The sequence below is a fragment of the Streptomyces sp. NPDC044002 genome, assembly GCF_056434525.1.
In genome coordinates this window covers 91,235-104,202 of record NZ_JBWKEZ010000017.1, presented here as the reverse complement: position 1 = coordinate 104,202, position 12,968 = coordinate 91,235, and the positions used below count along the sequence as shown (strand labels likewise).

14 protein-coding genes and 3 tRNA genes are annotated in these 12,968 nt (G+C 72.0%); 12 read left to right on the top strand and 5 right to left on the bottom strand.

The features are described 5' to 3' along the window. Nucleotides 1–20: 20 nt before the first annotated feature. On the bottom strand, nt 21–1,448 hold the full coding sequence (locus AC07A6_RS15800) for a SulP family inorganic anion transporter (protein WP_478777436.1): 1,428 nt from the start codon (nt 1,446–1,448) through the stop codon (nt 21–23). A 256-nt stretch (nt 1,449–1,704) separates the two neighbouring features. Next, nucleotides 1,705–2,193, bottom strand: a complete 489-nt coding sequence (locus tag AC07A6_RS15795; protein ID WP_362460472.1) for a YajQ family cyclic di-GMP-binding protein — start codon at nt 2,191–2,193, stop codon at nt 1,705–1,707. 204 nt (nt 2,194–2,397) lie between these two features. Between AC07A6_RS15795 and AC07A6_RS15790 the strand changes: the two genes are divergently transcribed. Further along, nucleotides 2,398–2,479: transfer RNA gene (locus AC07A6_RS15790), tRNA-Tyr, on the top strand. Between the two features lie 106 nt (nt 2,480–2,585). Here AC07A6_RS15790 and AC07A6_RS15785 read toward each other — a convergent pair. Beyond that, nucleotides 2,586–3,095 carry a hypothetical protein gene (locus AC07A6_RS15785; protein ID WP_362460475.1) on the bottom strand — a complete coding sequence of 170 codons (510 nt, stop codon included), beginning with the start codon at nt 3,093–3,095 and terminating at the stop codon, nt 2,586–2,588. A 106-nt stretch (nt 3,096–3,201) separates the two neighbouring features. Here AC07A6_RS15785 and AC07A6_RS15780 point away from each other — a divergent pair, with 106 nt between their 5' ends. After that, the gene (locus tag AC07A6_RS15780) at nt 3,202–3,642 is read left to right on the top strand and encodes a DUF3574 domain-containing protein (RefSeq protein WP_478777435.1); all 441 of its coding nucleotides are present in this window, start codon (nt 3,202–3,204) and stop codon (nt 3,640–3,642) included. 55 nt (nt 3,643–3,697) lie between these two features. On the opposite strand, the gene AC07A6_RS15775 is transcribed toward AC07A6_RS15780, so the two are convergent. Together AC07A6_RS15775 and AC07A6_RS15770 are read right to left on the bottom strand one after the other, a co-directional pair. Next, entirely contained in the window at nt 3,698–4,354 is a 657-nt protein-coding gene (locus AC07A6_RS15775) for an SDR family oxidoreductase (protein WP_362460481.1), read from the bottom strand. A gap of 54 nt (nt 4,355–4,408) precedes the next feature. Further along, complete coding sequence (locus AC07A6_RS15770) at nt 4,409–5,674, bottom strand: amidohydrolase family protein (RefSeq protein ID WP_362460484.1); 1,266 nt, start codon at nt 5,672–5,674, stop codon at nt 4,409–4,411. Nucleotides 5,675–5,984: 310 nt separating this feature from the next. Here AC07A6_RS15770 and AC07A6_RS15765 point away from each other — a divergent pair. From AC07A6_RS15765 to AC07A6_RS15720, 10 genes are all read left to right on the top strand, one after another. After that, nucleotides 5,985–6,057: transfer RNA gene (locus AC07A6_RS15765), tRNA-Thr, on the top strand. Between the two features lie 48 nt (nt 6,058–6,105). After that, nucleotides 6,106–6,178, top strand: a tRNA-Met gene (locus tag AC07A6_RS15760). Between the two features lie 86 nt (nt 6,179–6,264). Further along, nucleotides 6,265–6,429 carry a 50S ribosomal protein L33 gene (rpmG, locus tag AC07A6_RS15755; protein ID WP_007265873.1) on the top strand — a complete coding sequence of 55 codons (165 nt, stop codon included), beginning with the start codon at nt 6,265–6,267 and terminating at the stop codon, nt 6,427–6,429. Nucleotides 6,430–6,643: 214 nt separating this feature from the next. Next, nucleotides 6,644–7,096, top strand: a complete 453-nt coding sequence (locus tag AC07A6_RS15750) for a MaoC family dehydratase N-terminal domain-containing protein (RefSeq protein ID WP_362460488.1) — start codon at nt 6,644–6,646, stop codon at nt 7,094–7,096. 1 nt (nt 7,097) lies between these two features. After that, a complete protein-coding gene (locus AC07A6_RS15745) occupies nt 7,098–7,526 on the top strand; it encodes a MaoC family dehydratase (RefSeq protein ID WP_362460491.1) in 429 nt (142 codons plus the stop codon). A gap of 699 nt (nt 7,527–8,225) precedes the next feature. Next, on the top strand, nt 8,226–8,519 hold the full coding sequence (locus AC07A6_RS15740) for a hypothetical protein (RefSeq protein ID WP_362460493.1): 294 nt from the start codon (nt 8,226–8,228) through the stop codon (nt 8,517–8,519). Between the two features lie 687 nt (nt 8,520–9,206). Then, nucleotides 9,207–9,761, top strand: a complete 555-nt coding sequence (locus tag AC07A6_RS15735; protein WP_362460496.1) for a TetR/AcrR family transcriptional regulator — start codon at nt 9,207–9,209, stop codon at nt 9,759–9,761. Between the two features lie 81 nt (nt 9,762–9,842). Continuing rightward, nucleotides 9,843–11,318, top strand: a complete 1,476-nt coding sequence (locus AC07A6_RS15730) for a DHA2 family efflux MFS transporter permease subunit (RefSeq protein ID WP_478777434.1) — start codon at nt 9,843–9,845, stop codon at nt 11,316–11,318. 150 nt (nt 11,319–11,468) lie between these two features. Beyond that, nucleotides 11,469–11,867 carry a DUF3291 domain-containing protein gene (locus tag AC07A6_RS15725; RefSeq protein ID WP_362460503.1) on the top strand — a complete coding sequence of 133 codons (399 nt, stop codon included), beginning with the start codon at nt 11,469–11,471 and terminating at the stop codon, nt 11,865–11,867. Next, nucleotides 11,868–12,968 carry a UDP-N-acetylmuramate dehydrogenase gene (locus AC07A6_RS15720; protein ID WP_362460506.1) on the top strand — a complete coding sequence of 367 codons (1,101 nt, stop codon included), beginning with the start codon at nt 11,868–11,870 and terminating at the stop codon, nt 12,966–12,968. It begins immediately after the preceding gene.

The window sequence follows — 12,968 nt, the reverse complement described above, 5'->3', positions numbered from 1 at the left end:
ATCCGCGGACCGGGGCCGCCCTAGCTGACGCCCTCCCGGCCCGGCAGCGGCATGCGCGCCCGCTCCCACCCCTCCAGAGCGGTCAGACAGGCGTGGTCCAGGTGCCGCAGCCCGCTGAGGTCCAGCCGCACCGACGGCCCGTGCGGCAGTGCCTCCAACGCGTCCAGCAGCTTCGGCAGCCGCAGGAAACTGGCGTTCCCCACGACCCGGACGCACAGCTCGCCGCCCTCCCACGCCTCCTCGATGTGCACGTGCGAGGTCTCCCAGGCCGCCTTGGCCACCGCCAGGCCCAGCCCGATCAGCACCCCCTCGAAGAGGCTGGTGGCCACGATCGAGACGGCGGTCACCACCAGCACCACCGCCTCGCCCCGGTGGCTCCGCCACAGGGCCGCCACCGCCCGGGCCGGCAGCAGCTTCCAGCCCGCGTGCAACAGCACCCCGGCGAGCGCGGCCAGCGGGACCACCTCCAGCAGCTGCGGAAAGGCCACCGCGAACAGCAGCAGCCAGCCGCCGTGCATGATCCGGGACGCCCGGGTACGGGCCCCGGCCTCCACGTTCGCCGAGCTGCGCACGATCACGGCGGTCATCGGCAGCGCCCCGAGCAGCCCGCACACGGTGTTCCCGATGCCCTGCGCCACCAGCTCCCGGTCGTAGTCGGTGCGCGGCCCGTCGTGCATCCGGTCGACGGCCGCGGCACTGAACAGGGTCTCGGCGGAGGCGATCAGCGCGAGCGCGATCACGGTCCCGACGGCTCCGACGGACCCCAGCACCCCGAAGCCGGACCATCCCGGCGGCGCCACCGCGTCCAGCACCCCCGTCACCCGGACCCGCTCGACGGGCAGCCGCAGCACCGCGGCCACGACGGTGGCGGCCGCCACCCCGACCAGCGCGCCCGGCACCAGCCGCGCCCGGGCCGGCACCCGCCGCCAGAGCACCAGGACGGCGATGGTCCCCGCACCCAGCGCCACGGCGGCCCAGTCGGCCTGCGCCCCGAGCTCGTGCACCGTGGCCATCTTGGCCAGGGTCTGGCCGGGAGCCTCCACCCCGCCCACGGCATAGAGCTGCCCGGCGATCAGCACGAGCCCGATCCCCGCCAGCATCCCGTGCACCACGGCGACCGAGATCGCCCGGAACCACCGCCCGAGGCGCAGCACCCCCATGCCCAGCTGGAGCACCCCGGCGGCCAGCACCAGCACCCCGAGGGCGGCCAGGCCGTAACCCTGCACGGCCTCGTAGACCAGCACCGTCAGCCCGGCCGCGGGACCGCTGACCTGGAGGGCGCTGCCCCGGAACCAGCCGGTGACCAGCCCCCCGACCACCCCGGTGACGATCCCCAGCTCGGCCGGTACACCCGAGGCGACGGCCACCCCGACACAGAGCGGAAGCGCCACCAGCGCGACGACGACGGACGCGCCGAAGTCCGCTCGGAAATTGCCGGCCCCGGGCATGCGGGAACCCCCTCGTCACGCGGTGATGGATGTCACCCAGCGTGCTGGGCGCATCCGCCCCCGCCCAGTCACCACCGGGAGGCCGGGCAGGAGCACGCGCCGCTCACGCCCCGCACACACCTTGCGCTCCCCGGCCGGGCGCCCACGGTGCGCATGACGAAGGGCACAACGCGGGCGGCCGCCGGTGCGCCCGGCGATCCGCCCCCGTTGTGCCCCACGGGTCCGCTCAGTGACGCTCGCGCGCCTCAGCGGTGGTTCAGCGGTAGTTCACGAACTGGATCGCGAAGTCCAGGTCCTTGCCCTTGAGGAGGGCCTGGACGGCCTGGAGGTCGTCACGGCTCTTGGAGCTGACGCGCAGCTCGTCACCCTGGACCTGGGCCTTCACGCCCTTGGGGCCCTCGTCCCGGATGATCTTCGCGACCTTCTTGGCGTTCTCCTGGGAGATGCCCTCCTCGATCGACGCGAAGATCTTGTACTCCTTGCCGGACAGCTGCGGCTCGCCGGCGTCCAGCGCCTTCAGCGAGATCCCGCGCTTGACCAGCTTGGTCTCGAACACGTCGAGGACGGCCTTGACGCGCTCCTCGGAGACCGCCTCCATGAGGATCTTGTCGCCGGACCAGGCGATGGTCGCGTTGGTGCCCTTGAAGTCGAAGCGCTGCGAAAGTTCCTTGGCGGTCTGGTTGAGGGCGTTGTCGACCTCCTGCCGCTCGACCTTCGAGACGATGTCGAAACTGGAGTCGGCCATGTGCTGTGGCTCCTTGAAGTCGGCTGTGATGGGCCCCGGAGGGCCGCGGCCGGACATCCCCGGACCGCTCCGCAAAGCCTAGCCACCACGCCCACGTGGGGCGCTGATCAATCCGGTGGCGAACCATCCCCGAGCATCGGGTATCGTTTACGTCGTTGCCAGGGAACAACGCCGAAAGGCGGAGGAACCGAAGCGACATCCCATGGCGGTGTGCCCGAGTGGCCAATGGGAGCGGACTGTAAATCCGTCGGCTTAGCCTACCCAGGTTCGAATCCTGGCGCCGCCACGCGAGTGGAACCCCCGTTCATCTGCGGAAACGCAGTGGACGGGGGTTTCTTCGCATACCCCGACGCCCACCGGCCCCCATCCGGCCGCGCAGGACCCGGGCCCGCTCAGGGCCGGGGCGCGGTGACCGTCAGGTGGTAGGTCGTGTCGATCCAGAAGCCGTTCGCCGCCGCCGCCTCCACCTCCAGGACGAACTGGCCCGGCGGGAGGGGTTCGAGGGCGCACCACAGCCCCCAGGCCACCTGCGGCAGCCCCCTCAGGGGGAAGGGCTTCGAGGAGAACTCCCTCAACCCCAGCGGAGAGCTGTTCAGGGCCGCCGAAGCCCGGCCCACCTCCAGCCGCCACGGCCGGGTCAGGAACGGCACCGCCGCCCGCTTGGTGTTCAGCACCGGGAAGAACAGCGGCCGCCCCGACGGGATGCTGCACCGGCGCACCACCCGGCCGCCGTAGGTCCCCGCCAGGAACCACACATCCCGAGGCTGGCGCCGGCCGGCGTACGCGCCCGTCGTGTCCCCCACCGGACTCTCCTCGTCCGGCGCGGACAGGGCCCACCGCCACCACCGGGCCGCGAGCCGGCCGCCCTCCGCCGCGCTCACGCGCCACTCGCCGTCGCCCATGCCCCACCCCGGAACCCCGTACGGCCGCCCCCTGCGGCCGATTTCGGGGTGACCCTATCGGCCCCCCGCCACGCACCGAAGCGGTCGGCCGGTCGTTTCACGGGGCATGACATGGACTTCGGACAAACACGGCAAAGCCGGAGGCGGCGTACTGCTCGCCCTGCTCGGCGCCGGTATCCCCGCCCTGGTCGGAGCCGCGCTGCACGGCCACACGGGAGAGCCCTACCGGGAGACCCGCCTGCACTTCGCCGCACAGCGCCCCGACGGCCGGGAACCCGTCGCGAAAGGGGAGTTCACCCGGTTCCTCGACCGCGAGGTCACCCCCGCCTTCCCCGAAGGGCTCACCCTCCGCGACACGTACGGCCAGTGGCGCGGCGACGACGGCGCCGTCATCCGCGAGCCCGGCTACGAGGTCGTGCTGCTCTACCCCAGCACCGAGGCCGACGAGCGCGGCACCCGCGTCGAACGGATCCGCCGGCAGTACGAGAAACAGTTCCGCCAGCACCCCGTCCGGCGCGTCGACGACGAGGTGCAGGCCGGTTTCTGACAACCGGTCGGCCCCACCGCACCCCGCCCACAGCACCCCGCCCACCGCACCCGCGTCAGTTGCCCGCCACGTCCTTCACGGCCACCGAGACCGGCGCCGAGCCCGAGACGAGCTCCAGCGTCAGCCCCGCCGTCGCCGGAGTCTCGACCAGCTCCGCCAGCACCGCCGCCACGTCGTCGCGCGGCACGAGCCCCCGGCCCGTGTCCGCCTCCAGCCGGACCAGCCCCGTACCGGCGTCGTCCGTCAGCCGGCCCGGCCGCAGCACCGTCCACTCCAGCCCCAGCCGGGTCCGCAGATGGGCATCGGCGTCACCCTTCGCCCGCAGGTACACGTCGAAGACCTCCTCGCCCTCGTGCCGCGGGTCGGCACCCATCGTGGAGACCATCAGGAAGCGGCGCACCCGCGCCCGTTCGGCGGCATCGGCGAACAGCACCGCCGCGGCCCGGTCCACGGTGTCCTTGCGCGCCGCACCGCTGCCGGGACCGGCACCGGCGGCGAACACCGCCACGTCCGCGCCCTGCAGGATCCCCGCGACGTGCTCGACCGAAGCCGACTCCAGGTCGCACAGCACCGGTTCGGCACCGGCCTCCCGCAGGTCGCCGCCCTGCTCCGGATCACGGATGATGCCCGCGACCTCGTACCCGCGCGCGGCGAGCAGGCGCTCCAGCCGCAGCGCGATCCGACCGTGTCCACCCGCGATGACGATGCGCATGCCCCGACCGTACGACGGCCCGCCCGCCCCCGCCCGCGAACACCCCGCGAAGCACTACGGTCCCGGCTCCGTACGGCCCTGCCGCGGCAGGTCCAGGGCCACCGCCACCGCCGAGTCGCAGTACTCCCGCACGGCACTCGTACGGGCTACCACGCGCCCCCGGTGGATCACGATGCGGCTGTACGCGAGCGACAGCACCCCGGCGATCCGGTCCCCGCGCACGGCCAGCAGCTCCGCCGGGAAGCCGGCCTCCACCCGGACCTCCGGCAGCCCCATCGCCTCCCGGGCGGCGGCACTGACCGCCTCGTACGCCTCGCCCGCGCGCAGGCCGCCCTGGGAGGCCAGCAGGTACGCCGCTTCGAGCGGATCGCCCCGGCCCACCGGGTTCCCGGCGTCCCGCAGCGCCCCGCTGCCGGCCGCGACGCGGACCCCGGCCGAGCGCAGCAGGCGGACGGGGGCCGTGCGCAGCCCGCGGCGCTCCAGGGCCGCGCAGTCGCCCTGGGGCAGGCAGGTGACCCGGACGCCGGCGGCGGCGAGCCGGTCGGCCGCACGGGTGGCCGAGTCCAGCGGGAGCCGGGACAGACCGCCGCACGGGCCGATGGTCACCCCGGGCCGCAGCCCGCCGGCCATGGCCGCCAGCCGGGCCAGCCGGCCCGGGTCGTCACCGTCGGTGTGCAGGTCCACCGGGCAGCCGTGCTCCGCGGCCAGCTCCAGGACCGCCTCCAGGAAGCCCGTCGGGTCGGGGTCGAGGTCCGGACAGCCGCCGATCACCGAGGCGCCCATCTTCACGGCGTCGCGCAGCATGGCGAGCCCGTCCGCGCCGGCCACCCCGGTCAGCAGCCGGGGCACCGCCACCGTCGTCAGGTCCGCCAGCCCGCGCAGGGAGCGGCGGGCCTGGAGGACGGCCTCCATGGGCCCGAGCCCGTGCACGTCGCCGATCCGGACGTGGGAGCGCACCGCGGTGGCGCCGTGGCCGAGCTGGAGCAGGGCCGCTTCGGTGGCCCGGCGCTGCACCTCGTCGGGGGCGTACGAGACCGGCCCCTCGCCGTCGGCGGTCAGCGCGGTGTCCCCGTGGGCGTGCGGCTCGGCGGGGGCGGGCAGGAGCAGGTAGCCGCGCAGGTCGACCCGCGACAGGGCGGGGGCGGGCAGGCTCCCGGCGGTGCCCACGGCCTGGATGCGACCGCCGTTGAGCCGGACGTCGACGGTCCGGCCGTCGGTGAGCCGGGCCCCGGTGAGCAGGAGCCCCGTCGCCTCGGCGGCGGGTCCGCCGACGGGATTGCGCGGGGACGGGGAGGGCTGCTGCGGCTGGCTGTCGGACATCGCGCTCCTGCGGTGGCTCGGGCGGTTCCTGTGCCGTGGCCGCAGCCGGCGGCCCAAGATCACGCAGCGTGCTCCGAGCCTAGGGCGCGGGGGTCCCGGGTTCGCGGAGGAGCGCAATAGTCGTACCGGTGTGGTCCCGGTGTGGTCGGGCGGCGGGGGAGCGGAGTGTGACCCCGGGCACAAACGGGCCGTTTTTCGGGGCAGGAGAGGCCCGAGAGCCCTGTGGAATGGCCGGGCGGGCGCTTCGGAGCCCAGTCGCCCCAAAGGATTTGGGCGATCGGCTGGCAACCGTGTAATGTCTTCCTCGCTCGCCCCAATAGCTCAGTCGGTAGAGCGTCTCCATGGTAAGGAGAAGGTCTGCGGTTCGATTCCGCATTGGGGCTCTGGTGAGAGAGGTTCCCCACCCTCGGGTGGGGAACGGATCTCATCAAAGCGGCGTAGCTCAGTCGGTAGAGCAAGCGGCTCATAATCGCTGTGTCACCGGTTCAAGTCCGGTCGCCGCTACACCCAGTAGCCGATTGCGGGGTCGGTCTCCCGATCGGCTACTCTTTTATGCGTTCATCCGTCCCAATCCGTCAAGGAGCACTCACGTGGCTGCCACCGACGTCCGCCCGAAGATCACGCTGGCCTGCGTGGAGTGCAAGGAGCGGAACTACATCACCAAGAAGAACCGGCGTAACAACCCGGACCGCATGGAGATGAAGAAGCACTGCCCGCGCTGCAACTCGCACACCGCGCACCGCGAGACCCGCTAGTCACTGGCGAAGTCTCCAATATAGGCACCGTCATGAGGTCGTCCCCTTCAATGGGGGCGGCCTCGTGTCGTTTCCGCACCAGATCTTGATCAGGTGTGCGGTACGCCGCCCGGGTGCGGCCGGAGTGCGCGATTCGTGCCGCCTTCGAGCGCGCCCCTTCACCATGTCCGTGCAACGTGTCCAAACGTGTCCCTGCAACAGGAGGCAGTGAGCCATGGCCCTCGATCAGACCTTCGTGGGGCGGACCTACCCGCCCACCGAGCCGTACGAGGTCGGCCGGGAGAAGATCCGCGAATTCGCGGTCGCGGTGGGTGACGAGAATCCCGTCTACACCGATCCCGAAGCCGCCAAGGCGTTTGGTCACCAGGACGTGATCGCCCCGCCGACTTTCGTGTTCGCCATCACCTTCGCGGCCGCCGGCCAGGTCATCGAGGACCCGCAGCTGGGCCTGGACTACAGCCGCGTCGTGCACGGCGACCAGAAGTTCGCGTACGTCCGCCCCGTGCGGGCGGGTGACCGGCTCAGCGTGACCTCCACCATCGAGGCCGTGAAGTCGCTCGCCGGCAACGACATCATCGACATCCGCGGCGAAGTCCACGACGAGTCCGGCGAGCACGTGGTGACGGCGTGGACCAAGCTCGTGTCCCGCGCCCCCGAGGAGGCCTGAGATGACCGCGCAGATCCACTACGCCGACGTCGAGGTCGGCACCGAGCTCCCGGCGGCGTCCTTCCCCGTGACCCGCGCCACGCTCGTCCGCTACGCCGGCGCCTCGGGTGACTTCAACCCGATCCACTGGAACGAGAAGTTCGCCAAGGAGGTCGGGCTGCCGGACGTGATCGCCCACGGCATGTTCACCATGGCCGAGGCGATCCGCGTCGTGACCGACTGGGCGGGCGACCCGGGCGCGGTCGTCGAGTACGGCGTCCGCTTCACGAAGCCGGTCGTGGTCCCGAACGACGACCAGGGCGCGCTGATCGAGGTCACCGCGAAGGTCGCCGCCAAGCTGGACGACAACCGCGTACGGGTCGACCTGACGGCCCTCAGCGCCGGCCAGAAGGTCCTGGGCATGTCCCGCGCCGTGGTGCAGCTGGCCTGACGGGGCGGGGTGGGGTGGGGGCTCGCGGTGCGGGGGCTCGCGGTGCGGGCCCGCTATCTCCCCCTCGACCCCGTGGGGTGGGGCGGGGGTTGCCCACCCGCCTCCCTGGGTGCGGGCCGGTGGGCCGGGTGAGCGGGATCCCCACGGCCCGGATCAGAGAAGTCTGGGGGCTTCCCGTCAGTCCCATCGTCCTTCCGTGTCGTGCCGGCCTGTCAAGGGCGCTCCTTCGTCGCGTCACTTCGTGATCGCCTTCGGCGACCCTTGACAGGCCGACCCGCCCCGGAAAGCCGAAAGACTGCCGGGAAACCCCCAAAGAAACGGCACGGTCCATCGTCGGAGGAGCGGGTCCGTCAGCGATGAGCGAGGGGCCGGGGGCCAGCCCGCCGGGCATCCGGGCCCTCAGATGCCCGGTTTCCGGGTCGCGGGCGCGACTACCTGCACGAGAGGTTGATCAGAGCCCCCAGGGAAGCCCCCAAGCGCGACAGATCGCTACGCGCTTCTCTGATCTCGGCGGCCGGCGGCCCGTCGTCCCTCTCTGGGGGCGTGCGCCCGTGGTTAGAGGGTTCCAGGCGCAAGACCCCCATACGCACCTCAGCGCCTTCCCCTTACTGCGTCGATGCGTGGACAGAGGGTAGGCACGAGGGGCATCGCGCCGACCGGAGCGGTCGCCGCGCACAGTGAGCGAGTAGTGGGGGCGACATGGCCATCATCGTCACATTCGAGATTCCGGGCGTCGGGCAGGAGCTCTACGACGCCTGCATCAGCCGCCTCACCGACGGCGGCGAGTTCGCCTCGCTCGCCGACATCCCGGCTCCCGGACTGATCTCCCACATGGCCGGTCCGGTCGACGGCGGGTGGCGGGTCGTCGACGTGTGGGAGTCCGAGGAGGCACTCGAGAGCTTCTCCAAGATCCTCCAGCCGATCCTGGCCGACCTGGGACACGCCGACGCCGAGCCGCAGATCATCCCTGCGCACAACGTCGTCACCAGCTGACGAGCCGCGACAACGACGCCTCCGCAACCCAGGTGGTTGCGGAGGCATCATCGATTCCGGTCTCAGCCAGACCAGTGGGCGGACACTCCCGAGAGCGTGGCCGAGAATTCCTGAGCCCCGGACGGCCGTCCGACGCCAAGCCGGGAGGAGCGCGTAGCGATCTGTCGCGCCTGTCGGCTCCCTGGGCTGCTCTTTTCGCCCTCTGGTGCGGGTATCGGCCCAAGACGGCCGCTGGACGCTGAGATGTGAGGAGCGCGTAGCGATCTGTCGCGTCTGGGGGCTTCCCTGGTGGCTCTGATGGGCCTCTCGTGCGGGTTGCCGCGCCCGCGACCCGGAAACAGGGCAACTGAGGGCCCAGATGTCCGGTCTGCCGGCGCCCGGTCCCTCGCCTGGTCCCTGAGGGACCCGTCCCTTCTCCTCTGGACCGTGCCGTTTCTTTGGGGGTTTCCCGGCAGTCTTTCGGCTTTCCGGTTCGGGTCGGTCGGTCAAGGGTCGCCGTAGGCGATCACGAAGTGACGCGACGAAGGAGCGCCCTTGAGGGACCGGGCCGAACCGGAAGGACGATGGGACTGACGGGAAGCCCCCAACCCGCTCTGAGACCGCCCCAGGGGATCCCGCTCACCCGGCCCCGCCCCGCCCCACACCCCCCGCTTGACATGGTTAGTGATTGAGTACTAACTTACTTACATGGCAAGGATGAGTGCGGACGAGCGGCGCGAGAGCGTCATTCGCGCGGCGATCGTGGAGTTCGCCTGCGGCGGCTACTACGGGACCTCCACCGAGGCGATCGCCAAGCGGGTCGGGGTTTCGCAGCCCTACCTCTTCCGGCTGTTCCCCAGCAAGCAGGCCATCTTCCTCGCGGCGGCGGCCCGCTGTATGGAGCGGACCCGGGAGGTGTTCGCCCAGGCGGCCGACGGGCTCCAGGGTGAGGACGCCCTGCACGCCATGTCCGCCGCCTACAACAAGCACATCGCCGACGACCCGCAGGTCGTCCAGATGCAGCTGCAGATGTACGTCACCGTGGCGTCCGCCGAGGCGGCCGGGGACCTGGAGTTCGGCCGGCTGGTGCGTGCCGGCTGGCTGGAGCTCTGGGACGCCGTGATGGCCCCGCTCGGCGGGGACGCCGGCGAGACGACCACCTTCATGGCCTACGGAATGCTCATCAACACCCTCACCGCGATGGGCTTCCCGCCCAGTCATCGCGTCTGGGAGGGGTTCCCCTCGGCGAGTCCCGAGTGCTGACCCCCGCCCCTGACGGCTACGCCGTCTTTTTTTGCCCGCGAAAGTTAGTCAGCAATAACTAACAACCCCCAGGGGGAAACCGTGAACCAGCCAGCCGAGACGAAGCTCAGCAGGCCCGCGATCTGGGCCTTAATCCTGACGGGCGCCGCCAGCTTCATGGCCGCCCTCGACAACCTCGTCGTCACCACCGCCCTCCCCGCCATCCGCGCCGACCTCGGCGGCGGGCTGGAGGACCTGGAGTGGACGGTGAACGCCTACACGCTCACCTTCGCCGTCCTGCTGATGTTCGGCTCCGCCCTCGGTGACCGCTTCGGCCGGCGCCGGCTCTTCATCGCCGGGCTCGTCGTCTTCACCGGCGCGTCCGCCGCCGGCGCCATGTCGTCCGGGATCGACCAGCTGATCGCCGCCCGCGCCGTGCAGGGCGTGGGCGCGGCGATCATGATGCCGCTCAGCCTCACCCTGCTCACCGCAGCCGTTCCCGCGGCCCGGCGGGGCGTGGCACTCGGCATCTACGGAGCCGTGAGCGGACTGGCCGTCGCCACCGGGCCCCTCGTCGGCGGCAGCATCACGGAGCACATCTCCTGGCAGTGGATCTTCTGGCTCAACGTGCCCATCGGCCTCGCCGTGATCCCGCTCTCCCGCCTGCGCCTCGCCGAGTCCACCGCCCCGAACTCCCGCCTCGACATCCCGGGCACCCTCCTGATCAGCGGCGGCCTCTTCGGCATCGTCTACGGCCTGGTCACCGCCAACATCCACGGCTGGACCAACGCCACCGTCCTGACCTCCCTCATCGGCGGCGGCGTCCTCATCGCGGGCTTCGTGGGCCACGGCTTCCGCAGCGCCAACGCCATGCTGCCCATGCGGCTCTTCCGCGACCGGGGCTTCTTCGGGATCAACATCGCCAGCCTGATGATGTACCTCGGCATGTTCGGCTCGATCTTCCTGCTCAGCCAGTTCCTCCAGGGCGTCGTCGGCTACTCGCCCGCCGAAGCCGGTCTGCGCATGCTCCCCTGGACGGGTATGGCGGTCATCGTCGCCCCGATCGGCGGGGTGCTGTCCGACCGGATCGGCGGCCGCCCCGTCGTCGTCGCCGGTCTGGCCCTCCAGGCCATCGGCCTCGGCTGGTTCGCCATGATCCTGAGCACGGACCTCTCGTACGCCGCCCAGCTCCCGGCGCTCGTCCTGAGCGGGATCGGCATGTCCCTGTTCTTCGCCCCCGCCGGCAACCTGCTGATGTCCACGGTGACCGCCGCAGACCAGGGCAAGGCCTCCGGCGCCAACAACGCCCTGCGCGAGGTCGGCGGCGCCCTCGGCGTCGCGGTCCTGGCCTCCGTCTTCTCCGCCCAGGGCGGCTACGAGACCCCGCAGGCCTTCACCGACGGCACCGTCCCCGCCCTGTGGATCGGCGCGGTCGTCCTGGCCGTGGCCTCCGCCCTCGCCCTGCTGCTCCCGGGCAAGGCCGAGATCGCCGAGTCCCAGGCGCAGGCCCCGGCGGAAGAGGCCCCGGCCCCGGCCCCGGCCGCGGCCCCCGCCCCCACGCCCGTCCGCGTCGGCTGATCCAGGAGCGTCATGTACTACCCGCAGAGAAGATGAGCCCCCGCCCCGCCCCCGCCCCCGTCCGACTCGGCCGAACCAGGAGCGCCGTGCACTACCCGCAGAGAAGATGAACCGCCCACAGCGCCTGAACCGTGCGAAGGAGACCCCGTCATGCCCGACATCCCCTGGCTCACGCCCACCCAGGCCCCCGAAGGAGCCGAGGTCTACGTCATGGCCTCCCGCTTCGAGACCTCCACGCTCCTCGGCGCCGTCCGGTTCTTCCTCAAGGCGCCCGGAATCATCAGCCAGATCCGCAAGGCCCCCGGCGCCCACGGCGCGGCCCTCCGGGCCCGCGTCCTGGGCCGGACCTTCCTCACCCTCTCCGCCTGGGAGGACCGGGACGCGCTCTACCGCTTCGCCCGCAGCGAGCCGCACCGCTCCAGCTCCCGCGCCGCCGGCGCCTACATGAAGGAATCCGCCTTCACCTTCTGGACCGTCCCGGCCTCCGAACTCCCCATCACCTGGGACGAGGCCGAGCGCCGGCTGGCGGAGCGGAAGCAGGGCTACTGAGTGCCCCGCCGGGATGCGAGGGGGACGGACCGTACTCTTGTCCACGTGCAGGAACTCCACGACGCCCCCCTCGCCCCGCTGACCACCTTCCGCCTCGGCGGCCCCGCGGCCCGGCTGGTCACCGCGACCACCGACGCCGAAGTGGTCGAAACCGTGCGCGCCGCGGACGAGAGCGGTACCCCGCTCCTGGTCATCGGCGGCGGCAGCAACCTGGTCATCGGAGACCAGGGCTTCGCCGGCACCGCCCTGCGCATCGCCACCACCGGCTTCACCCTGGACGGCACCACCCTGGAGCTCGCCGCCGGCGAGAACTGGTCCGACGCCGTCGCCCGCACCGTCGAGGCCGGGCTCGCCGGCATCGAGTGCCTCGCCGGGATCCCCGGCTCGGCCGGCGCCACCCCGATCCAGAACGTGGGCGCGTACGGCCAGGAAGTCTGCGACACCATCACCGAGGTCGTCGCCTACGACCGCACCACCGGCGAGACGGTCACCCTGACCGCCGCCGAGTGCGCCTTCCGGTACCGCAACAGCACCTTCAAGGACCAGCCCGACCGCTACGTCGTCCTCCGCGTGCGCTTCGCCCTGGAGGACGCGGGCGGCCTCTCCGCCCCGATCAAGTACCCCGAGACGGCCCGCGCCCTCGGCGTCGAGGCCGGCGACCGCGTCCCGGCCGCCCTCGCCCGCGAGACCGTACTGCGCCTGCGCGCCGGCAAGGGCATGGTCCTGGACCCCGCCGACCACGACACCTGGTCGGCCGGCTCCTTCTTCCACAACCCGATCCTGACCGACGCGGCCTACGCGGCCTTCCTGGTCCGCGTCCAGGACCGCCTCGGCGCCGACACCGCCCCGCCCGCCTACCCGGCCGGCGAGGGCCGTACGAAGACCAGCGCGGCCTGGCTCATCGACAAGGCCGGATTCACCAAGGGCTACGGCACCGGCCCCGCCCGCATCTCCACCAAGCACACCCTGGCCCTCACCAACCGCGGCGAGGCCACCACCGAGGACCTGCTGACCCTCGCCCGGGAGGTCGTCGCGGGCGTCCACGCGGCCTTCGGCGTCACCCTCGTCAACGAGCCCGTGACGGTCGGCGTCGACCTCTGA